This window comes from Paenibacillus allorhizosphaerae (assembly GCF_042659105.1).
Taxonomy (GTDB): domain Bacteria; phylum Bacillota; class Bacilli; order Paenibacillales; family NBRC-103111; genus Paenibacillus_G; species Paenibacillus_G allorhizosphaerae.
In genome coordinates this window covers 38,467-62,584 of record NZ_JBHSRV010000010.1, presented here as the reverse complement: position 1 = coordinate 62,584, position 24,118 = coordinate 38,467, and the positions used below count along the sequence as shown (strand labels likewise).

18 protein-coding genes are annotated in these 24,118 nt (G+C 42.7%); 13 read left to right on the top strand and 5 right to left on the bottom strand.

The genetic code is table 11. From position 1 onward, the window contains the following. Window positions 1-72: 72 nt before the first annotated feature. On the bottom strand, window positions 73-1,275 hold the full coding sequence (locus tag ACFQI7_RS27635) for an S-layer homology domain-containing protein (protein ID WP_218103316.1): 1,203 nt from the start codon (window positions 1,273-1,275) through the stop codon (window positions 73-75). A gap of 287 nt (window positions 1,276-1,562) precedes the next feature. On the opposite strand from ACFQI7_RS27635, the gene ACFQI7_RS27630 reads away from it, so the two are divergent. Further along, window positions 1,563-1,748: a ribbon-helix-helix domain-containing protein gene (locus ACFQI7_RS27630; RefSeq protein ID WP_218103315.1), complete on the top strand. Its 186-nt coding sequence runs from the start codon at window positions 1,563-1,565 to the stop codon at window positions 1,746-1,748. Between the two features lie 481 nt (window positions 1,749-2,229). On the opposite strand, the gene ACFQI7_RS27625 is transcribed toward ACFQI7_RS27630, so the two are convergent. After that, window positions 2,230-2,967, bottom strand: a complete 738-nt coding sequence (locus tag ACFQI7_RS27625) for a MerR family transcriptional regulator (protein WP_218103314.1) — start codon at window positions 2,965-2,967, stop codon at window positions 2,230-2,232. Window positions 2,968-3,837: 870 nt separating this feature from the next. On the opposite strand from ACFQI7_RS27625, the gene ACFQI7_RS27620 reads away from it, so the two are divergent. Beyond that, a complete protein-coding gene (locus ACFQI7_RS27620) occupies window positions 3,838-5,025 on the top strand; it encodes a ParM/StbA family protein (protein WP_218101160.1) in 1,188 nt (395 codons plus the stop codon). A gap of 31 nt (window positions 5,026-5,056) precedes the next feature. Further along, a complete protein-coding gene (locus ACFQI7_RS27615; RefSeq protein ID WP_218101161.1) occupies window positions 5,057-5,611 on the top strand; it encodes a hypothetical protein in 555 nt (184 codons plus the stop codon). A 197-nt stretch (window positions 5,612-5,808) separates the two neighbouring features. Here the strand turns inward: ACFQI7_RS27615 and ACFQI7_RS27610 are convergent, their stop codons facing one another. From ACFQI7_RS27610 to ACFQI7_RS27600, 3 genes are all read right to left on the bottom strand, one after another. Continuing rightward, complete coding sequence (locus tag ACFQI7_RS27610) at window positions 5,809-6,690, bottom strand: ATP-dependent DNA ligase (RefSeq protein WP_218101162.1); 882 nt, start codon at window positions 6,688-6,690, stop codon at window positions 5,809-5,811. A gap of 169 nt (window positions 6,691-6,859) precedes the next feature. Next, window positions 6,860-7,468 carry a hypothetical protein gene (locus tag ACFQI7_RS27605; protein ID WP_218101163.1) on the bottom strand — a complete coding sequence of 203 codons (609 nt, stop codon included), beginning with the start codon at window positions 7,466-7,468 and terminating at the stop codon, window positions 6,860-6,862. Beyond that, window positions 7,446-7,979, bottom strand: a complete 534-nt coding sequence (locus ACFQI7_RS27600) for a hypothetical protein (protein ID WP_218101164.1) — start codon at window positions 7,977-7,979, stop codon at window positions 7,446-7,448. The genes ACFQI7_RS27605 and ACFQI7_RS27600 overlap by 23 nt, the downstream gene beginning before the upstream one ends. Before the next feature lie 953 nt (window positions 7,980-8,932). Between ACFQI7_RS27600 and ACFQI7_RS27595 the strand changes: the two genes are divergently transcribed. The 10 genes from ACFQI7_RS27595 to ACFQI7_RS27550 all read left to right on the top strand — a co-directional run bounded on the left by ACFQI7_RS27595 (window position 8,933) and on the right by ACFQI7_RS27550 (window position 23,950). Continuing rightward, window positions 8,933-10,801, top strand: a complete 1,869-nt coding sequence (locus tag ACFQI7_RS27595; protein ID WP_218101165.1) for a replication-relaxation family protein — start codon at window positions 8,933-8,935, stop codon at window positions 10,799-10,801. Then, entirely contained in the window at window positions 10,789-13,785 is a 2,997-nt protein-coding gene (locus ACFQI7_RS27590) for a type IV secretory system conjugative DNA transfer family protein (protein ID WP_218101166.1), read from the top strand. Before ACFQI7_RS27595 ends, ACFQI7_RS27590 begins: the two co-directional genes overlap by 13 nt. Window positions 13,786-13,812: 27 nt before the next feature. Then, window positions 13,813-14,709, top strand: a complete 897-nt coding sequence (locus tag ACFQI7_RS27585; RefSeq protein ID WP_218101167.1) for a S1 RNA-binding domain-containing protein — start codon at window positions 13,813-13,815, stop codon at window positions 14,707-14,709. Window positions 14,710-14,899: 190 nt separating this feature from the next. After that, on the top strand, window positions 14,900-15,652 hold the full coding sequence (locus ACFQI7_RS27580) for a hypothetical protein (protein WP_377517953.1): 753 nt from the start codon (window positions 14,900-14,902) through the stop codon (window positions 15,650-15,652). 55 nt (window positions 15,653-15,707) lie between these two features. Next, on the top strand, window positions 15,708-17,240 hold the full coding sequence (locus ACFQI7_RS27575) for a hypothetical protein (RefSeq protein ID WP_218101169.1): 1,533 nt from the start codon (window positions 15,708-15,710) through the stop codon (window positions 17,238-17,240). A 48-nt stretch (window positions 17,241-17,288) separates the two neighbouring features. Next, window positions 17,289-18,551: a hypothetical protein gene (locus ACFQI7_RS27570; RefSeq protein ID WP_218101170.1), complete on the top strand. Its 1,263-nt coding sequence runs from the start codon at window positions 17,289-17,291 to the stop codon at window positions 18,549-18,551. An 84-nt stretch (window positions 18,552-18,635) separates the two neighbouring features. Next, a complete protein-coding gene (locus ACFQI7_RS27565; protein ID WP_218101171.1) occupies window positions 18,636-20,012 on the top strand; it encodes a hypothetical protein in 1,377 nt (458 codons plus the stop codon). A 42-nt stretch (window positions 20,013-20,054) separates the two neighbouring features. Further along, on the top strand, window positions 20,055-20,666 hold the full coding sequence (locus ACFQI7_RS27560; RefSeq protein WP_230415341.1) for a phospholipase D-like domain-containing protein: 612 nt from the start codon (window positions 20,055-20,057) through the stop codon (window positions 20,664-20,666). Between the two features lie 409 nt (window positions 20,667-21,075). Beyond that, window positions 21,076-21,399, top strand: coding sequence for a hypothetical protein (locus ACFQI7_RS27555; protein ID WP_218101172.1), 324 nt, complete (start codon window positions 21,076-21,078; stop codon window positions 21,397-21,399). 1,345 nt (window positions 21,400-22,744) lie between these two features. After that, window positions 22,745-23,950: a replication initiation protein gene (locus tag ACFQI7_RS27550; RefSeq protein WP_218101173.1), complete on the top strand. Its 1,206-nt coding sequence runs from the start codon at window positions 22,745-22,747 to the stop codon at window positions 23,948-23,950. Window positions 23,951-24,118: the final 168 nt, after the last annotated feature.

Here is a 24,118-nt window from a genome sequence, read left to right as displayed (position 1 = left end):
CATCACCACCTTGTAATTGGGAGGGGGAGAACGGATTCTCCCCCTCCCAATTAGATATGCCGTAAATCTAGCTTATTTACCATCAGGAACATACATCGATACAATAGTACGTGTTGAATTACTCACTGGCGGTCTTGCAGGAGCATCTATTGCAAAAGATATGTCTTTCTTCGGGACAGCAAACCCTGTTTTTGGTAAAATCATAGCTTGCGTATCTCCGCGTTTTGTTTTAAACACTGTGGCCAGTGTGTTCAATTCACCATTCTTTAAAGCTTCCTTATTAGGGCTTGCAAAACCATAAATACTGAATCCAACCCTGCCATTCTCGCTATATGCGGTCGTATCGTTAATGTAATCCACGTGACTTTTAACTAAAATCACGTAGCTGTCCGGATAGTCCTTAATTAAAGGCATTTGACTCTGCGTTATACCTCGTACTTCAGTGTTAAACCAATGCAGTTCGTCAATATCCCCCAACAAATCACGATTCGGATCATTCGGGTCCGCCATGTCGATCGCAATCACTTGATCGATTTGTCCCTTAAATAATCCGTCCTTCGTTTCAAGCACTAATTTATCCGGAGACCAAGAATAACTTGCGGCTTGCACACCTTTAGCAAACACCGGAATCATCGAAAACAAATTAGTCCCTTTTAACTCAATTTCTGCTTGATTCAATGCATACTTGTCTACTTCCAGCTTATCGCCCTCGCCCCTGTTGGTTTGTAACACTCGATCTACAACCGTCATAGCTTGCGCTCTTGTCGTTGCTTGAGCCAATCCCAGCGTCCCACGATCTAACCCCTGAATTAATCCAGCTTTCACCGCCTGATAAACAACGGCTTTATCGGTAATTTCCACTACCTCGGGGTGCTGCAGATCCGGTCTTGTCGCTCTGACAATCAGACGCATCATTTCTTGTCTCGTAATCGCATCGTTGATGTCCTGGCTAAATTCCTCGTAGCGATGGATTCCAGCCTCTACCGCCGCGTTAGTATACTTGCTGTACCAAGCAGCTCCTTCTTCCCCGGTTTTCAGCTTAAGGGCTTTTGTTAGCATCGTGATGAACTCGGCCCGGCTTACGGTATTATCCGGTTTGAAAGTGCCGTCCGGATAACCATCAACGTAACTTTCTTCAACAGCCTTCAAAATAGCTTGCTGGCCCCAATGCCCGTTGATATCGGAGAACGTTGGAGTCTGTGCTTTAATGATTTGCAACGATGCGACAACAGCCATAGTTATTGCGATACTAGAAATCATTACCTTTTTATACATACTATCTTCCTCCTCTTTTTCATAATGATTGGACTTTACAAACTTGCCTATTCTCGATAGAGAACATATAAATAACGTGAAGTGAGGTTAACGTTTATGATCGTCGGGTAAATCCTCACCATTTGTTACAAGGAAATTCTTTTAATTATTCGTAAATCACTTCCCTCATTAGATTCACATTTACCATCAACTTCATAAATAGACATATCCTTACCTTACATGAAACTTCATGAAGTTTCAATAATCATATTTAGTGATATAATATTCTAGAAGGAGTGATATTAAAGATGAACAATAAACGAGGTTTGAAGAAGCGAACCCCTTTTGCATCTACTCTCGACATAGAACTAGAAAAAAAATTTAAGGAACTTTCGGATATTACCCGCATAAATCAATCAAGACTACTTGATGAAGCGATTGGCGATTTACTTAAGAAGTACGAACATCTTCTTATTGAAAAGCAATCGCGCTAGCTCTCCCCATAAGCTCCTCCCATCCAGTAGCCATTTTTGTTCCTCCCGTCGTAAAAGATATCCCTTCGCCTTGGAGGGAAGTAATAATAAAAAAATGCCCCCATGAAAAGCAAACTTCTGCATAATATTCCGAAGTATACGAGGGGCTTTCATTAGATACAACCTCCTCAAACATATAAGTTTCCTACACAACAAAAAATGCCCAGTGCGTAGGAATCCTTGAAAACAAGCAGACTACACCTGTTATCTAAAATTCTGCCGCTAGGACATTAGACTTCACACAAGGCATTACATCATCTATGAAATAATATAACATATCCCCCCGGGAGATGGAACAAAATATTGACCACACTTTTCCATTTGAAAGGTCTTGAATGCTTCAATACAGCTGGCTACCTTCTGAATGTATGATTATACTATAGCTTATTCATCTCACAAAAAAAGGGAGACCAACTTCGGCCCCCCCCCCTCTCCTATCGATTCATTTTTTTACAAACCATTTCACGAAGAATGGCAATGAATCAATGATCTCCTGCCGGATCTTCTTCTCATCCAACATCTGTTTTGTTTGCTCGGCAATAATTTTACTTCTCATGTCCGCTTCTTCTCTTGAGGCAGCCACAAACTGCTGATATTGGTTTGATTGCACTTCATTGGCTTCTGTGATGATTTCGTTAAGTTTGGTAGCTAACTCGCTGATAGTTTGACCTACATTATCGCGCAGCTGGTCCATTTGTTCATTCATCTCGTCACTTAATGAAGATCGAACGTCTTCTTTCATTTCCTGAAGGCTTAGATTCACAAACCCCTGCAACTTGGACATGAATCGCTCATTATCCATCATGTATTCGATGTCTATCTCATTGAGGTTTGCCCTCTTTTTTACGAGATCCAGGTCTGTAACACCGCCGCGGCATTCAAATTTCTCGCGAATCAAAACACCGATATCAGCCAATGTTGCACGCCGGCCATGCTGATCCTTCATTTCCTTGAGGAAACGAAATATGTTGATGTCATTGGCATCAAAGATACGTTCTTCCCTCTTGTTGCGCAGCAGATAATGGACGCTCAATTCTTCAAGCTTATCCACCCAGCTCCGAAGTGTTGGCTGCGGTACATCCAGCCGATGCGCTGCCTCACCCAAAGTAACGTAATCAACCTCGATCTTCCCACTTTGAGCCGCACCTACATGTTCGTCGCGATTTGTATCTTCACTCACGCACTTCATCTCCATATAGCTCAATTTACCTCAATTTTACCGCACTTTGGACTATATGTATAGCTGCCAGACACTAAATGTCATTCACCGGCGCCCACATGTTATTCGCCCAACATTATATCTCGACACTCTTCGATCTTAATACAGATTGTTAAACACTGATTTTCAGAGTCAATTGGCCAACAAATTGATCGCGCTATATTAAGTTTCATTGGTATTTTGTCTATATACTTTTCGCCCGATGATACTTTTGACATTGTTTTTACCTATACGTATACAGCCATATGATATAAGTGACATTCATTTGCCTTTAATTCATTACGCCGCGTAATACCATCACAGTTAACACACCTATATATAAGTCGCTCGATATTATTTAACCTTATAAGTGTGCCTACATGTATGATGCTAGATGTTATTTATTGATTGTTTTAAGCCATATCATCACTGGCTCTATGTTAACTGTAATAGATGGTTTAACTATATATTATATACCCGTTGTTATAACGCATAGATCAATCGTTGATATAGCTATATTATAGGAGAGGAGGGTGAGATGTGTCTATGAAAATGCAATTTATGAGTTTAACATTGGGGTAGGGTAGGGTGGGGGAGCGGTTACCCGTTTGAAATAAAGATTCAACTTGAAGAGTTGGCAAATACCAGAAGCATCTCATCTTTGATTTCATTAGTTTCGAATGGACTTTTTATATAAACTATTAATAGTTTATATTAGTTTATCTCTAGTTTAAACTAATAATAGTTTATATTAGTTTAATATTAGTTTAAACTATAGATAAACTATTATTCTCGTGGTATAATTGCCTTATGTTGCTTATTTAATCCAATTATTTATAGGGAGGCCGTCGAATGGCAGTGAAAAAATTCATTACAGGAATTGATCCGGGCAACACAAGTACTAAAGTTAGCTACATGAACGAAGAGGGAAATATTGAAAGCTTTGCAATATCAACAGTTTGCGCACCGGCCAGCGAAAAAAGTGACCCTTTCAGTGGCAACACCCAACAAAAAGAGTATGGTGACACAGAACGGCTGCAGGTACGAATTCATTCCAAGTCTTTAAACAGTACATATTATTTTGTTGGTGATTGGGCGCGAAATAAAGAAGGAATGATTCAGCCAGATGCAGAGTCCTCAGATAAACATAAAAGCGAATTACATACAGTAACTACATTGACTGGCCTTGCAATTGCTGCTCTTAAAACCGAAAAGACAGAGACAGATTTGGATTATTCGGGTGGTTTACCAATTGAGGAGCATAAAAGAATCGATCCGGCTCATGTCCTGGAGCGTTATGTTGGAACTCATACAATATCCTTTATGGACGGCAAATTTGCAGGTAAAACAGTCACATTAAATATCCAAGATGGACAGATTCATGTTGAAGGTGTTACAAGCTCATTAGGCTTAAAATATGATATTCGTAAGAGCAAATTGGTCGCTCGTCCGCGCGCAAATGAAATTGGAGAGGAATATGCCTTGGGTGACCTCGGAGCCGGCACAACCGACTTAGCTCTTTACGACGTAGACGGTTTAAATGGCTATGTAAGTACAAATCTTAACTTAGGAACGAACAAGTATATCGATGACATGGTTAAAGAAATCTTTGAACTTAAGGAGTTTGATAGTGTTAAAGAACTCATTAGAAACAATGGTAAAGATCCAGTAATGTATCGTAGTCGTGAAGAATTTCTTAATGATGTGATAATTCCTGGCGTTGATATCATCATTAAAGGTGATAAACCTTACTTCAAAGTTTCTTGGCAGCGGGCGAAGAATATAGATGTTACAGACATCGTGCTTAAGCACATGAAAAATTATTTCGACGCTGTTTATAATAAACTCGAATTATTCTGGGCCGAGAAAGCGCCAAAGATTGAGTCATTCCCATTGGTTGGTGGCGGAATTTTGTTTGCCTATAATTTCTTCAAAGATACAAAGGGCTACATCCTTCCAGAAGCGGAACTATTGAAGGAATCTCCATATATTACTTCACGGTCATATTTGATCGCGAACTATATCAAGCAACACAGCTAATCTCACCATGAAAATGTGAGGGGGGGTTAGATTGGCAAAGCACCCAAAAGCGGGTAACTCCGGATACGAGGCTGGACAAGGACGCACCTTTACTCCATCAATCGGCGCTGAATGGACCGATGAATTTAATTCATTAATGAATTCACTGAATAAAAGTCGCAATGAAATGACCGAAGACTTAATTCGTGAAGGGTTAAAGGCGCGAAAAGGCAAGGAGACAGGTCTAACAACCTTCTACAGCGAAGCGGAAATCGAATTTCTTAAAAATCCTGTCATTCAAAAGTTGATTAAAGACTATTACTTGCTTATGAATGGCGTGTCAGCTTCTGCCGTTTTATACGATCCTCCGGCGGAAAGGTCGGCTCCGGCCACTCCTTCTAATAAAGAGATGTCGCATGAACGGAACAAATCTAGTGCTGATAATTTATCGGTGGCGACCTCAGAGAAGACTGTTGATCGTTCATCCGAAGCTTCAAAACAACACGTGGATCTAATTAAGTCAGATGATACCGACGCTGACGATCAGATGGACTTACTTAAGCAGGCAGCTGCTGAATTGCAAAAAATGGGCTTGAAAAAGCCATAATCGTAAAAAGGTGCAGTAGGAGGATTCCCGCTCCGAACGGCACCTTTTTCGATATTAAAATCAAGAATTATAGCGATAAAATGGAAAGAAGGATCCAGTCCGGAAGAGAAGGGAGCGGGGGGCGGAGGACATCTGATTGAAAAAGAAGCAACAGATACCATATGAACGTTACAAGGTTTAATCAGAGGGGGGGGGAGCTAAACTAGAGATTGAAGAAATCCTTCAAATTTAGGCGATCTCAATTTTCCATCCTTGGTATAACATTGAAATTTTATCCTGCAAGTGATTGACGGGTCTAATAATATCCAATGTTTATTTTCTCCCCTAATGAGCTTTTTTGAGAATTTATAAAACTCACGTCTCACTTCCTCGGCTGGCGGAAATTCCATTACGCCAACATACGAACCATTTAACATCAAGCCCCAACCAAATTCACCTTTTCGAATGGATGCAATTTGACAGTCTGCATATTGATAATTCTTAATTTTTACGATTACATCCTTCGGCCGCTGATCAAGATAATAGGGGGAAGAGGGGTTATATTGGCATATTCCTTCAAATCCCATTGACCTAGCCTTTTCAAACAATGAGTTTCCATCCTCATACAAAGGAGTCACAGTCATCACATCCGAAGAGGGTACAATCGAAGATAGGATTGCTCTGCGCTCCATGAAACTTTTCTTTAAAAGAGGATTATTATCGAGGAAAAGAATATCCCATACAGGAAAGTGAGCCTTCAAGGTCTGTGAAATATGTTTAACTGCAGATTCCTTTTTTGTATTGAATCTGGCCATAGCATCATCCCACCAGATTTTTACTGGCGGTTCTTGCGATTGACTTAAATCAAAAGCAATACACTCCCCATCAAGGATTGCTGTATTTACTGGAAGTTTAATTTGATTTAACTCCGGAAATCTTGCCGTAACTTCCGTTCCGTGTCGGCTAAACGCTCGTACTTTACCATGATCATAATGAATGAGAATCCGAAATCCATCCCATTTGATAGCAGCGGGCCAGATCTTAATAGCCGATGGGGATAGTGGTTGCAGTAACATTGGTGATAATGGTTGATTTAGCATAGGCAACTCCTCCAAAAATAAACATATCATGGACGAGCTCCACGAGGAATATGGAATGACTGGTACAAATGAGAATTTTGAACAAAAATAAATTATGACACTGAATGTATTGTATTATTGGCCGCGGGAATAGAAACCGCTTATTATGGATTACCAGGATCGATCATTTTTATTCAAAATCATGAGAGTAGAAGCGATCGATAAGCGCATTGATTAACATTTTTTGATTCCCTCTTCTCAGTTGAGCTATAAAGTCCACAAACAGAATAGAAATCAACTCATCGAGCGACATTTCAAACTCCAGGAATTCGGATGCCGCATCATTCAAAAAGACTTCACCCCTTTGAGCTGCGTCCCGTCGCAGATGGATGTCGTAAATGTGCCATCTCTTCCGAACGAGGGAGATTTCACCTTCTTCATTACGTTTTGAACGGGGAAAGTAGGTGTTACGCTTAACAAGAAGGCTTTTGACGACTTCTTCCTGTGTTATACTATTTGCATCCCTTTTGATATCGGTCATATATTCTCGGACTGTCAATAAAAAGTCTTCATACAAGATATGTATCAAATGATCGACCGACAGATCGGCGAATGCACCTTTTGTAATTGCATTCAAATCACTGATGAACACCTCGGCTCGATCGATATCAATCTTTTCCGCACGTACCTTAATTTTTACAAATCGTTTGCCCCGATAGAAGAGATCCCCCCACGTAAATCCAGTAAGTTTTCTTAATCTCTCAGATACGACCCCATCACCGACCTTCTCGATACGCATTGCTATCGACCTCCCCTCGGTAAATGTAATTCATTATCAATCGGTAAACCGTTTTTCGAATCGATAAATTCAACTTTATGGCCAATTCTTCAATTATTACATAATCCCTTAACAGAGCTTCCGCATGCATATACTGTCCGGTATCACTATATACAAGCGGCGGGTACCTTTCTGGAAAGATGCTATATTGTTCCAATGCCTTCTTTAGGACAAGCGTATTCGAGATGGTTTCAAATTTTCTGGTGGGATCCATTTTTTCAATCCGTAGTTCTTTGGCCAGTTTACGCAGCTCTTCACGTTGTGCTGGCGTTACCGGGAATTTGATATCCTTTTTTTTATCAGAGCGTTCTTTCCGCGTACGTTGCTTAGGACGAGTAACATCTACAGCACTTGTAACAACTGGCTGCTTGGCTTGAGAAATGTTTGAATTGCCGTGTTCTTTCTTATCCGTGCCTGGTATCTTTTTCATAGACTCAGCTGGTCTCAAGATAGCATTAAGGCTTGTGTTCAATCTTATCCCCTCCTGTAATTCATGAATAAAAAGGTCCATTATGTTTACGGTCATAATTCCACAATTCCATTTTTCCTCTTTGAGACAAGTATATGAGGAGGAGGAAAGCAATAGAACACAACATGTTTAATTTCATAGAAAACGGGAATTAATAGATAGTACATCTTAATGCTAGGAGGTGCCTCTGATGGCAACAAATGAAATAACGAAAGAACAGGCCATGAAGCTCGCTGCTGCAATGCTAAAAAGTTCAGCAAGGGTAGGTGCACCAAAATTAGTGTCGCCCAAAAAATAAGCACAAGAGAATCAAAATAAATAAACTATCGATAGTTCATTATAAACTATTGATAGTTTATTTTTTACGCAGTATAACAGGGCATGGGGGACCGCAGCAAATCCACGATAATCATTCCAACTGCCGGTGACCTAATTTCACTCCTATAAACAAAGAAAAATGTTCAAATGCTATACGGCCACTCGTTATCGATCAATGATCCCCGTGATGAGTACATTAAAGGGCTAGGACTTACATACCTATTCGATGATTCAGCACAACTGAAATAAACTCTAAATATTAGGTTTAGTATTTAGGAATATATTTTAGGTTTGTACATTAGGTTTGAATGTTAGATCTTATTCCTAAACGAATTAATTCTAAAAAAATCGCAAAACTCTGCCCAATTATTTACCCACAGTTCCCTTTATTTTCAAGGGCTTTCGGGCGTCTTATCCACATCATTAATGCGTCGCTTTCAACACCGCGTGTGTCCGTGTGGAGCGGGCGACTAACTATGTGGTCATTTACACACATTTTTCTACATTATACCTTTAAGTTTTTCAGTTACGAACAGGTTACCTCTACTTCCAAAAAAAGCTACCTTCGGTCCCAAGTTTATGGTATCTTAGTACTAGTAAAACTGTCGAATTTTGCAAGAGAAGGGAGAGGCCGTAACTTGGCGGGAGGCCAACGTATTGATAAGGATTACGACGCAGATGTCATGTCTGGTGGCTGGGCCGATCCCTTTGTTGATGATCCCGATTTGCATGATCAAGCAGAAGTTTCTACAGAAAACATGAAGACAACTGAAGCGGGACCGGGCGATATAGGACATCAGACTCACGAACAAATGGAACCGACTGGTAGCGTATGGGATCCATCTTCGCAAGAAGATACCCCTAAAAATGAAGAATCCCTCTTTAATGCTAAAGGTAACCTAGAGAATCCAAAGGAAGCAGAGGGCCAATCCAAGCAAAAGAGATCTGAAGAAACTTCTTCCGAGGAGATGGATCCCTCATCTGAAGATGGCGATGCGGATGAGAAAGGGAGCGGGAAGAAACCGAAGCGGCGAAACAAACCTGTTGAGCGACGCGGTAAACCGTTGGATAGGACAGAAGCTGATCTTGTCCACCTTATTCTTAAAAACTCGGAAGCCGCCATGGTACTTCATTCACTATACGTTCACCGGCGACTAACCAGCAGCCAGATCCGCAGTTTGTTCTTCAGACATAAAAATGAGAAAGCCTTTGAATACCTTCTGAACAAACTGAATCACTACCGAGTATTTGAGAGGGAATACATCTTCAACTTAGCCAAGAAGAAGGGCGACTTCCCGATACATTATTCACTATCGCCATTTGGTATTCGATTGTATGCTAGAGCTGTGATGGATATCTCCTTGTATGATGAAGAAGTCTCCAGTACAGATAAGTTACCCAAGCAGCACTACCTTTACAAAGATCTCTTAGTTAGAGATCAAGACGTCCATCATTTTGTATTGCAAGCTTTCCTTAGCAATCTTTTGGGTTCCTTCTGGGAAAAAGAAATCTACCTTCCCAGTTCCGAGTGGCGCCGCTTCCTTTACACAGATCCGGCACCCATTGTACAAGAAGGAGAGAAGCCCGAAGTTCCTTATCGACCGGATTGGGTAGTCTTCAGTCCAAATAAGATTTACAGTGATCTTGTCCGGAGCGGGAGCATAGGGAAGGATATCCTAAACGTACCCGTTCATTCACGTAACGAAGAGGACAACCGAATTATAAAGGGAAATTATCGTCCATTACTATCCGTAGAGTCGGATACCGGAACGATGAGTTCGAACCAACTCGAAACAAAGTTCAAAAAAATACAGACTGTACTTTCAGCCCTGCCGAAAGGTATCGCCTTCGTCGTCGCCGAGGGGTCAATGGGGAAGGTCAAAGTCGATGAGGAAAAACGTGACCAGGCTAAAAGAAAAAGCCGGCAAAACAAAATCAGACTTCGAACCATCGCAGAGGCTGCGGAAAAGTCAATCAAAGACGAACTGCTTTCCGATCAGTTGCAACTTATGATTGGATGGGAGAGCACACTTACCCCTACGACAGAGAAATACATATCAAGTGAAGGAGAGCTTAAATCCTGTTTTCACCTGTCGGATATATCATACTTTTATATGATGGATGAAACTCGGGAATCGCTGTTCCCTTCTTATTCACTTATGTCGGAGCGGGACTGGGCTACTTACTCCATTACAACAGGTTTGCCAGATATCGGACTGATAGATCGTCAAGCAGGGAAAATCATCGCCATCTATTTTGCCTTACCGCATTGGGTGAATCCACAAATTAAAGTGAATCATCTCCTCGGATGCAAAATACCGGATTTGAAATGCGTACTGCTGTATCCGGATCGATGTGATATTGATACAGATGCACATATCGCAAACATGGAAGTCCTTTGCCTCACCATGCAGGATATTCAACAGAACAAACGTACTGCACATCAGCGGACATACGATCGTCGAACCGGAGTCAAATGGGGGGAGATGCAAACATGGCCGTTCTGACCAAACGTTTACCCGTCGTTGTGCTCTGGATCAGTTTTACAGTCATTTGGCTCATATTGATGTCGACGCTGGGAATGTGGTTAGGTTTTTTACTTGGACAAGGAGATTTGACGCATGAGCAAATGAGAAGAATATTATTTGTTTTCTCGCCCTTGATGCCATTTTATAAACCACCACTATCTGTACCGGTTGGTTTTCTAATATTTACCGGAATCCTGTGTAATGTCACTTGGTTATTCAGTACTCGCGTGAAATTAACAAACATCTCTGTTGTGAGACGAGCGATTGCGTTCATCTTTCCTTGGGGAACATTCACATTATTATCAATGCTTGTCGCAGCAGCTTATGTAAAACCGATCGGGTACGATCTCATCATGCAAATCGACGGTTGGGTGGAAACACCGGAATATCGGGAATATCTCCATCCGGGCGGACTCAAAATGATCGGTTGGGTTTTACTTTTACTACCGTCTTACGCAATTATTCGATATTGGATAAAAATCGTTGGTGAATATCGTTCCGATCCCGTATTACAAGAATGGTTCGAAAATTACAAATTCCAGTGGAAGTGGCTCGGCCGGTTTGGAGACGAACGTGCTAACGTCATGCCGGATATCGTACTTGCCTTGGAGGCAGATACAAAGACGCCGGTTGTGCTCACGGGTGACTCTAGACAGTTGGGTACGATGCTGATCGGTCCTCCCGGTTCCGGTAAAACGAGCTTAAAAATTATTAAAGCGTTCCGGCAAGATCTTGGCCATTTACAGAGAGCCATTAATGCATTTCCAGGATATGTGAAGAAGTACGGATACGGTACACCGGAATTTCAGAAGGCTTGGGGCAGCCATTTGATCGGAAGTATCATTGTTGAACCGGCAAAAGACCTTTGCGATTCAGCATATGAGCTCGCGCTCGACCATGGGATTCCCGAAGAGTTTATCGTATACCTTGACCCGTCTAATCCGAAAACACCTGGATTCAACTGCATGGTTGGCCCGCTTTCCCAAGTCGCCGAGACATTAACGGCCGTCTTGGATAGTATGAGCGAATCGAGCGATGACTTTTTCCGTCAATCCTGCCGTACCGTTTTGAAAGCGTATGTGTATCTACTGAAGTTCATTAAAAAGAACGAGTGCGCGCTGCTCGATCTTGACCAAATGTACCAGGACCCTCGTTATACAGCGGATCTTCTAGAGGAACTAGAGCAGCGACTTCCAGATCCAGCAATTATCGCCAATATGTCTACGGACCGGCAGATTTTTTGGATGCTTGCTCGACGTACTGTTCAATGGTTCAGAAATGACGGGATTGAGCCGGAAAAGACTCGCGAAGGTATGTTCGTTCGTTATAGCGACGGGCCACATAAGGGGAAAATCAAGTACACAGACAAACAGTTTGAGTTTACTCGTACTACCCGAAATCTGATTGCCGACTTACTGCAAAATCCTTATTGCGCTCGCGTCCTACTTGGCAAAAACAGTGTAGATCTCGATAAGTTGATGAGCCGCGGAGGTATACTGCTCTGCAATACGGCCAACGGAGAACTCGGAGATGTCAGCTCACCTTTCGGAAAATTGGTGTACATGTCTGTACAGAACGCGGTGTTCCGAAGAAAAGGAACGGAGAAGACAAGACCATTGGTTTCTTCCTATGCCGATGAATTCTTAGAGTATATGAACTCTAAGTTCCTGAGACTGACAAGCCAGGGGCGTAAATATAAGTATGCTCCTCTTGTTGCCACTCAAACGCTCTCCCAGTTCGATATTGAACTTGGGCGGGGTTTCGTCGACGGGATGATGGGAACCATACGTAATTACATCGTTTACGGTGGCGTCGGAAAATATGATGCTGAAAAGTTGTCGGAAATATTCGGTACGACGGTTGTCGATGAATTCTCCTTCAGAGAAAGCATAACACCGGAGAACATGAACAATCCGAATTATACTTTCGCGGAAACGACAACACGTAAAGAGATGGAACTCGTTACATCCGATAGCATCATGTATAACAAATTCAAATATTCCTTTATTCGACTTGTTGTCGAAGGCAGTACGCAAAAAGCGATTAAAGCGATGGGGGACTTTGTTGACTTTGGTTCAGCCGATAAGTGGAAAAAAGCTTTGAAAACGGACGCCCTCGACGCCTTCATGGAGCATTGGCGAATTCCCGTCAAAGAAGACGAGCACTTTGATATGGACTGGATCGATGATTCTGCCGAATCGAAGGATGACGCCGAAAAAGGAATTCAGTTTCCCGGTGAAAATCAAGGTCAAAGCGCTACTCGTACTTCCACCAGCTCAGGTCCTTCGAGTGAAGATGAAGTAGCAGCTGCAACAGAATCGGAAGAAGTTCATCGTAAAGCAGATTACATCGGACAAACGACATTTAAAAATATCCCAAAAGAAGATACTCCAAGGAGACGATTCGCTGATATTGAGCTTGTAGGTGGACCGCGGCAGACCAGTGCAGCGATTGTGTCACCTACGCCCGCTCCAGAATCAGAATCATCCTCCCACAGAGAGGTCGATATTCCGCCAGTTCCAAAAACTGAAGCGACCGAAGGGAAAGAAATCAAGCTTTCAGCAGCGACGAGTCCTCCCGAAATCGCGGAACCGAAAGTACTTCCTTCTTCCGAGCCAGGACCAATGCTTCAAGCTAGTGCTTTATTATTTGGTGCGCCGGCTCCGAAGAACGAAGAGAGTATGCATCGTTCAATACTACCGGATGAACAAGCTGAGAATGTACTGGCCGAACCGATTGTTCCTATGCCTTCTGAAGAAACAGAGAAAAAAGATTCGACAATGAAGAAAGAAGGCAGCCAGGGGATATCCAATTCCAACCGGGATGAAGAAATTAATGCAGCAAGACGAGGAAAGCCAAAAAATCAAGATCCTCCGCCTATGGAAAAATACAAGGTAGCGGAACCGCCGAAAAACTCACAATTTATGAAAATGCTCGAACAGCAGGCCAAGAAGAATAAATAATTTTAATGGGTAAAGGAGTTTACTTTCATGTTGATGAACAACGATGCTATTTTAGAAATTCTTCGTGAATCCATGATTCGCAAATACGTGCAAATGGGTACTGTAGCAGACGTCAAGCCGGTTACTCTCAAAGGAGTTAAAGATAGCGTAATCGTCATCAACTTCAACGGGGTTCCTGTATATTGCTCGCGTGAACAATTTACATCAAGAAAGCTTTCGAGTTTTACTGGCTTTATGGGTACTCCTGTACCATTCCTCGTTACTGATATCGACCGCGATACGGGCATTGCGATCGTTTCCCGCGTACAGGCAATTCCGATTATTCAACAACAATTCTTGAAAAATGTCAAAGAAGGGGATATCGTCCGCGGCACGGTAACAGGCGTGCGAAATGATGCAAAACTCGTTTTTGTTGAAGTGCAAGGTGTCCCATGTATGGTGCCGCCCGGAGAGTGGGACTTGAACAGTATCACGGATCTGAGAGAAGTCGTCATGATTGGATCGGAAGTAGAAGTGAAGGTAACAAATGTCGATAAAATTAACAAAGAAGGGGATGACGCAGATAGCGATTTTGAGTATCGTATCCGCTTATCCAGAAAAGAAATTCAAAAAGAATACCGTGCTCAAAAGTGGGATCAAATCGAGCAATACCATTCGGTAGGGGATCACGCCTTGGCGAAAGTTGTGGCCAAGACTCAAAACGGCCCGAACACGTATTTGATTGAACTTCAGTCAACGGGCATTGTCATTCTCGGTAATCTTCAGTATCCGTTAAGCCAACAATTCAAATACGGGCTGCCACTTGGGCTCCGGATACAAGCACAGATCACCTCGTTAGATAAAGTGAAACGGGTAGGTAGAGCGCGGATTTACCGAATTGACCCTACGCTGCAAACCGCAGGCGCATTTGGCAGTGGCTTCTGAGATAACTAGCGGGGCCGCTTTCTCCTCGGCGTTGGAGTATTCTGATCTTTGGAGGGCCAGGGATGGCAACATCCCACCCTTAGATGATCCAACGCTTCAGTTTTCCGCGCAACGGAGTGAGAAGCCGTCCGTCCTACATTTACAAACAATCGTAAACCGAGTTTCTGCAGGCCAAATCGGGCCGCCGGACTTGATATTGACGAAGTTTTTCCAAGAATGGATTTGCTTAACCGAGCGTCAAATCCGCCGTCTTGCCGCGAATTCATTTGATAAGGCTCATCATATTGGCACTCGTTTAAGAATACTGCAGAAGCTAGATTGGTTCGATGGCTATTGGTTCAGTCGTCAAGGTGTATTAGAGAAAGAACACGTATGGATGTTAGGACAAGGTGCATTTATCTTTTATACGATGATGCATGGGATGCATCTCCTGGAGCCGTGGCAACTTCATAAATATAAGAGTTACTCACTTTCGATATGTGCCATCAATGAACTCCGGATGATCCTTGAGGAGCGGGGGAAATATGCCGAAGTGGTTTATGCCCCGAACTGGTCCAAGGGAGATCCGATTCGTCCGTTTAGCCAATTCTTTATACAGTCGGAAAAGGGGCCGCTTACCATGTATGTCGAGCGCTTAGCACAAAAATCTAATCCCCTCCGACTGATGCAGAAAAAGCAAGAAATGTACGAAAAAATGGTTGCAGACAACGCCGGTAAACTCCCGATGGTGCAGCCGGGTGCCGCGATGGTCGTTTGGAGTGTAGGTTCGCTGGAAGCGATTGAAGCACTTGTTGGATCCATCGATTATATGTCGGATGCTTTTGTTCAAATCTTTTTGCCCGACGAATGCTTGGATGAATTCCCCAGGTCCTTCTTTGTAGCAAAGAAAGGTAAACGAGAAGGGGAAGTAGAGCTGCAGCGGCTTAACATGGATATTCTGTAAAGGTCCGCCGAGCTTCCCCTCGGCGGTTTTTTCCTATTCGATGGAGGAGGTACATATGTCTAGAGAACAAATTATCGTGGTCGGTTTCGGTACCGACGGCATGAATGAAATCATCAAAGAGGCCGTTGAAGAAACCGGCGTAGGCCGGGTAGCCGGATTCGCGATGGTAAGAAAGAAGCTTGTCGATCGCGTGATCGAGCTAAACGCTAATATGGTCATTGTTGGAGAAGATCTGGTAGGGGAAAAAGAAACAGATGAGGAATGGCTTGATATTGTCGAGGAGCTCCGTCGCGTGGACATGTACATGCGTATTGTATTTGTATGTAAACGCACGGAAGAGGATCTATTTCTGGCAAAGCTTGCCCTCCAAGGCGTAACGGACATTTTCAACGAAGGTAAGCTTTCGGCCGGGTGGGAAGAGCAACTTTTGAATCCCCCGAAGTTTGACTCCACTGAACGTTTCCGTAAGCAGCAGGAGAAAGCTACAGAGCAGCTTCGAAAACGAAAACGAGAAGTTACATCGCCAGAGGAAATATTGGAGCAAGCGCATATTCCGCAGCAGGAGAAGAAATTGAATCCGGCGCCGGCGGAAACGAAAACCGAAGTCAAAACGGAAGTCAAAATCGTTGAAAAGCAAGTCGTCAAAAAAGAAGTGGTTATAGAGCAGGTACGTGTTCCGTCTCGAAGCGTAGTTGTCCTTTCCCTTTTCGATGGAGCGGGATCCTCGCTTCTAACCCGCATGCTAGCCGAGTACATTGCCGAGCTGCAGGTCGATGTCGGCATTCTTGAATCACCGATCAGCGCGCCGGCATGGTTTGAGATTATCAACGCTTGGGGCCTCTTTTCAGGTAATAGAGGCTATATGAGTCGCAAAGAAGCGACCTTCCGACAAAAGAACAAACAACCGGTCGATCTCCCGATTTGGGAGAGTTGGCATGAGACAGTGCTGCGAAATGAAGAGCTCCCCGCTTGGTCAGAAGTATTCACCCATGAGAAAGTGAAGTACATTATTCGTGGACCGAAGGACGAGCTGGATGATTGGACAGAAAACGATACCGCGCATCTGCTTGCGTACAGTCGCAATCTTTCCGTTTTATTCTGTGATGTCAGCACTTCTTATGATGATCCCAAAGTACAAATATTGCTGCGCAGCGCAGATCACATCGTAGCTGTAGGAGGTTATGATGTGGTACGGACGGGGCGGGAGCATGCAAAATTTAAAGAGCACCTTGAACGGTATTATGATAAGCTTCATGTTATCATAAATAAGAGTACCCCACGACTGGAACGATTACATTCCGGCGAGATAAAATCAATCTACAGTGTCAGCAAGCTTACCCACGTTCCTGCGATGACTGAATTATTTGAATTGTACATGGAAGGGGACTCCTTCTGGAAAGCAAGCTTTATTCGAGAAGAAAAACGTGTGGCCATGAAAGAGGTCATAGATGAATTGGCGGACCTGATCCTCGGTGAAGAGGTCATGAATAAGCTCCGGGCCAGGAAGAAAGGTAGCCTTTGGCAAAGAATGGGCGCTTGGTTTACACAGGATGATAAGGAAGTTGAAATTGACGAAGGAACTGCATAGGCGCAGGAGACATCCCGGCCCTCCTTGCACTGTATTAGGAGGAGAACTATGGTACATGAACGCTATCTGCAGGTAGACGAGGGAGTAGCACACTATTTTGCTACTCTTGACTCCGTCTCCGAAATGGGCATTTCTTTGAGAGCGATGGTCAATGAAGAAGAGGAACAAAAATCACTTCGAGCGAAGTTAGTTGCATATGCCTTACGGAATATCGGCGGCGAATATGACCCGCTCCTTTGCTCATGTACGGCCGGCTATTTGATCACCTTGGATGATAAGAAACTGTTTAGCGATATTGCTCGCGGCGCCGGCGTTAATATCCATGCGAAGCTGCTTAAGAAGTCGGATTGGAAAAATGTTCTTCTGGATAAGGTCCTTTTTCGAATTGCTAAGCCTGTCGTTCGGGAATATTTGACTCATTTAGCCGCTGGCGCAAGCGATAGACTCGTCAACCGTCTCGTTGGTGCATTTGGCAATATTAAGGGTTTCTTAGATAACCTGGGCAACGAAAGCAAGCTCGAGTTCTACGAAGTCCTCCGAAAGCAAGGGAACACTTCCCCGGAACATAAGCTCTATGCCCAGTCTGTCAATAAGGTGGCCGTCTATGAATCATGTGTCATCCTGGATCGGACGGAAGATGCCTCTCTTCTTATGCAGTCATTTACCCCGTTGGACTGGGCAGTCTATGAGACGGAGATTTTGAACGGTTACTATTACGTATACGGCGGCCGAATTATACAAGAAGGCGGTAAAGTTGAAGGACAGATCTCTCCTCTGATAGCTCTGCAGAAAGCGCAAGAATACCAGGAACGTTATGAGCTGGAACGTTTACAAAACGAGGAGCTGCAACAAAAACTGGAGCGAGTAAATCAAACTGCAGAAGAGCAATTAGAAGAGGCGCTGCACCGCATCAAAGAGCTGGAAGAGCATAACGATTTACTGCAGCGTGTGGTCTCGGAGCAGGAGCGGGTTATCGCGGAGTATAAGGCACAGCTGGCCGTACAGCCGAAGCCTCTTGCGGGCAAGCATGTGCTCGTTGTTGGGCATCGCGATCAGAAGCAGATGTACGAAGAGGAGATTGCAAAACGGGGTGGGTTTGGCGAATTTTTTCCCGCTACTGACGATGAAATCAATATCCATCTTCTTACCGGGCCCATCCGGCGAGCTGATCTTATTTTCTATATCCGTACGTACACGCAGCATCGCATACAAAAATATATCCAGAGTAAGAATCCCGATAACTTTGTCATTATTACCTGCAAAGGAAGAGACAGTTTTACACGAGAAATTGACAAATATTTAAATAAATAAGTATAACAATTATAGTTGAACCACTTTTTTTAAGATTCCTTATGTGGAAGAAGCAGCGCCCATCATACCATTTCGGGAGGCCCTATGGAGATCGCCAGGCTTTTTGATCAGGTGATTAATATCGCGGAAGAATGGTTTATTATTGCTTCAGATGGATCATCTAGGGAAAACATCGTCCGTACTTTAGAAGCCAAATACCGCATTCATTCCCAAAAAAAAGCATTCTCGTGTCTTTGCTGCACGCAACCGGTAAGCCTTGTTCTTCGTGAAGAATCCCCGCACTTTCGCCATGAAGGTGACCGGTGTCCGAGTGCGAATAACTATGATAAATATATCAGCCGAATTCGGAGTAGCGAGAACATTCTTACTCATCGGGTAGGCCGCGCGATTCTTCGTACTTATCTCGAGGGGCAATTGAAGCCTCATGGTATCATTGTTGAAGAGGGTTATATATATCGCGCAGCCCTTAAAATAGTTCCTGACTTCATATTGACGTTTCCGAATGGGAGTACCTGGTCGGTCGATTATGTGACCGGTTCTCGTGAGGACGAATCGTATAACAACTATATTTTGAAACGAACAATGACGTACCAGGCAGCCGGCTTCAAACCAATTTACTTTATAGATTCCTCTTGGATTGCTGATGTACCTGATCGTTCCATCGTATCGCTCTACTTGGCCGAAGCCCAAATGAAAATTCAGTCGACCGTTGACAAACAATGGAGCGCTTTTGTTCAGGATTTCTATGAAACGTTTGGTTCGTCCTTCGTATTCCGAGAATTGTTTGGTGTCCAAAGAGAGTCATTTGGCGTGCAAGCTTTCACTCCAGAAGAAAAGGAAGTATTTAGCTTAGCTTATGTCGACCCCGGTGAGGGTCAAGCATGGATCGAAAGGTTTATTCCTACGACAAGGAAATTTGGGTATCATATTCACCGGGCGACTATCACTTTGGAGAAAGCAACTTCCCTTTCTGAAACGAAGGACGAATTCCAGTGGTGGGGATTAAAGGAAACGGAAGAAATGAGGGCATGTCTTGAGCGGCTTACCCATCAGTACGAGACAGAACAGGCGGCTATTGCAGAGCGCGAGGCCGAATTACGGGAGGCTTTGAAACGAAAGCAGGAGGAAGAGGCGGAGCGGAAGGCGAGAAGGAATCGTCACCTGGGAATCGATGGAACCCTTTTATTCACCCCAGAAGATAATTCATATACCGGTACCTTTGAGTCTTTTAACTTGCCTGCATCGAATATCGATTCCCTGATCGAGCGAATCAATATGGGGATGTCGGCTGCCGAGGCTTGGCATATTCATTCAATCGTAAGCACAAAAAAATCCAGTATCTCATATTCAACACTTGAACGGCTTCGAGCTAAAGCTCGTACGGTGATGGGACCTATTCGAAACCCGAATCCAATCCCGTTTGATCTGCGGAAGGCTCTTATTGATTTGGCCATGCTTTAGGATTGACAAAAAATGCAACAATGAGAGAGTGGAGGTAGTAATTTGAAATGGATTAAGTCAATAATAGCCATACTGCTGGCAGCATCACTTGCCGGCTGCTCGGCGTCGTATGCAAAACAGCCTGAGAGTGTGCCAACGTCTAAATCTATCTCTGCTGATACAAAGCTCGAATGGGCTTTTACTAAAGCGGATCAGCATCCCGAAAAAGTCTTGATCGACGTAATCAACGGTACGAAAGAAACGCTGGATATCGCCATCTATAGCTTAACGCATCCCGATATCGTCAAAGCGATCAAAGAAGCAAAGAGCCGCGGTGTAGCCGTTCGAATCATCACGGATAAAATTCAATCGGGTGGAAAAACACAGGTTGAGGCAATGAAGATATTAGGCAGCGCCGGAATACCGATGAAAATAAACAGTCACTCCGGTCTAATGCATTTGAAGGTCACCATCTCCGATAAAACAGTGGTGACAACCGGTTCGTACAACTATTCCAAAGCCGCTTCAACGACAAATGATGAGATCTTAATGGTCATACGCGATCCGGAAGTTACGAAGTCTTTTTCCGAACAGTTTGAACGAATGTGGGCCGACAAAAAAGGCTTTGAAACGATAGAGAAGTTTATCGCCCAGCCGAATGCAGCAACAGAGTAAATATGTGGGTCTAGCTAACGGCTTTCAGGCATTGGATCTACCTGCCAATATAATGGTTCAAATTAGATCAATTTCATGTTAATGGAAGTGAAAATGCCCAAAGTATTTGATACGATAAGGTTTTTCGAGAATAATCGGGTGCCAATCTTCCAGATATGCATAAAAATGTTCCACGGAATCATGAAGAGATCATTGTTTATACAAAATTAGAAAAAACAGGTTTCCCATGGGTCCTGTTCCTCTTATAAATATATTCAATATTTATTGAAAGACCCGTACCGGTAGTGCTCGTGAACTGCAAGCATTGATCTTCACGAAATGCACGCCAGAGATGATGACTTACTCAGACTGCGGTTAATTCCGTGTCTTCTAATAAGATCTGTAATTTGGGATGAGGAGAGTTTGATTTTTGGATAATCTCTATTCTTTTTTGGTTGATGCAGCTTTTTATTCACTGCTATTCTTGTTTTTTATTGCAGGGCCGTTTATAGCTTATCGAAAGAATTATAGAAAGATTGCAAAGACTATGGCAATTGGTTTAGCTATTGGGTCGGTAATGTTTGCCATTGATAACCCATCAAAGTCCAGTCATACAGCAATTATTGACTTTCATGGATTGTTCTTTCTGATTACGCTCCTTTTTGTAGTAATGCCGATGTATGTAATCTCCTATATTTGTTGGTCGATTGCTTCCATCTCCAAGAGAAAGAAAACCGGAACTGAGTTAAGATGAAAGGATTGGGGAAGTAATCCGGCTCTTAAACATTTACTTGAAGACGGAATTCCTCCAGAACCAGGTTCAGGCAGCGTGAACGGTTCAGCCATTTGCCCCAATTGTGGCGAACGTCTCACTCAAGAAGAGTGGGACCAGCTCGGCAATATTATTCGCGCCCAAATCCTCTATTTTCTTTGTACACAGGGGGGGTTGCTAGAATCAGCTATATATGATAGAATACCTTTCAGTTAAGTATCAGTTGCTCAAGTCAAAGGTCCTATGGACTCTTATTTCAAAACGGGATAGCTATGCCCATTTGAAATGTAGAGTCAATAGGACCTTTTTTATTTATTTTAATTATTAGTATGGAGGGTGCGCATACCAAGCTTTCGGCTGATGATCCCTAAGTCATCATGAATTAAGGACAAATTTAGGGTTAGTGAGGAGAATTCAAATATATCAAACCGATTATCTTCCCAAAGCACGGACAGATTTAAGGTACCCACAACTTCACGAACAGATCCTTCTACACAAGACGGCCCAGCCTTTGTTTCTATTCATTAATTACGGACAGATTTAGGGTTGAAGCAGTCTTTTCTCTTATATTTGTTGTCCTTCTACGGACAAATGTAAGGCACAATCCTGATATTTACCAATTAATAATTTAAATGATCACCGATTAACCCTATATCTGTCCGTACTATTTTGAATTACGGACAAATTTAGGGCGTTTTGGCATGTACCAGGGCTCCTATCCAAGTAGATGCCTTAAATTTGTCCGTAGTGGCGCTTTCCCATGCCTCTCAAGTGTCCTCTCGACGTGATTTACCCTAAATTTGTCCGCCGCAATATTCCATTCACCCTATTTTTGTCCGTAATATCCTCTGTAATTCCATGATCCTCTATTAAAACGACCCTACTTTTGTCCGTATTAAGCCTTCAGATATTAAAAGAGACCCTATTTTCGTCCGTCATACCCTACTTTTGTCAGCATCAACCCTAAAATTGTCCGTATTCGACCCTATTTTTGTCAGTTTCCAACCCTAAATTTGTCATTTCTTATCCCTAAATACGTCCGTACCTCACCCTAAATCCGTCCGCATTTGACCCTATATCTGTCAGTAATTGACCCTATATCTGTCCGTATTAAAACCTGAGAGGCCTTGTTATATAAGGGATGTTGAGTCTCTAAAACTATTACAATATTTAAAATCATTAAAAAGATTTATAAAATAATTATAAAACATCTTTAAATCGTGGATGTCGAAAACGCCGTGATTTCATCGAACTTTTTCTATAAATTTGGTCTTATCCGCAGTATAATGTATAGTAAGATCTATATAAAACTATATGGAGCTAGATTATGAAAAATACCAGCTTGGTCGTAAAATCAAATGATCTTGTTGAGGCGTCCTATAAACTCAATCTAGTTGAATTAAGAATCGTATTTGCACTAATAGCTACAGTCTCTCCGGATGATACTAATTTTAAAAGATATCAGTTTAAGGTGAGCGACTTTGCGAAATTAATCGGTGTCAAAAATAAAAATATATATACACAAATTAAAGAGTATACCTATGGGCTGATGTCGAAACCTTTTTATATCGGCGAGAACCTTCAGGTTAACTGGCTTGCTTCTGCTGAATACCTGCCCAACGAAGGAATCATCGAATTGGAGTTTTCTGAGAAGTTAAAGCCGTTCCTCCTTCAACTCAAGGAGAAATTTACAGCCTTTAAGTTAAAGGATATTCTTAAATTGAAATCTGCGTACTCCATGCGTATCTACGAATTGATGAAGCAGTATGAGAAAATTGGGTACCGCCAATTCACTCTCGAAAAGTTAAAAAAAACAATCGGTCTGGATCTTGACGAATACCCCGTTTACTACGATTTTAAAAAACGCGTCATTCTGACTGCCCAGAAGGAAATTAATGAACTGACGGATATTAATATTGAATTTGAAGAAATTCGAGAATCAAAGAAAGTCACTAAGATCAAATTTAATATCTCCTCCAAGGATAATCCAAAGAAGGAGGCGATTGCCCCCCCTAGTGAAGAAAGTCTGGGAGGACGTATGCAGAAATTTGGCTTGAATGAAGCTCAGATTTCTGAAATATTAAATAAGTACGATGAACCATACATAGTGAGTAATTTAGATGTTGTTGAACAAGCTGTTAAGCTTGGTAAGGTAAGAAATGTCACGGCTTATACGTTATCTGCTTTACGCGATGATTACCGATCGCTAACACCTATTGAGCTGGAAAAGAGAGAAGAAGCTAAACGAGGCGCCTGGTTGAACGATATGAAGACGGAATATTACAAACTGAACTTTAACCTTACTGAGCAATTCATTCGGGAACTCAAAGATGATGAACTACAGATGGTTAAGGACAACTACTTAAGTTATATGGTTGGCAAAAAGCTCGAAGCAACTGAGGAACGATTCAAGATTTATCTAGAAAAATATATAGCGGAAACCCGGTTGAAAGAGTATACTCTTGAAGTATTCTTAGCCGAACAAGGGTTTTACGATCTAGAAAAAAAGGAAATCCTGTACCCAGAACTGTAGGGTCAGGATTTTTTTTAACGTTACAGAATTTTTAAGTTCACTGAAGAGTTAAAGTGAACTGAGAAATTCTGCACCAAGAAAAACTTCCGCTAAAAACGGTCTGGCTGCCTTGAAGGGACTCCGATAAGGAGTTTTTCTTACCTGCACTAAAGAAGCAAGCATTCTGTT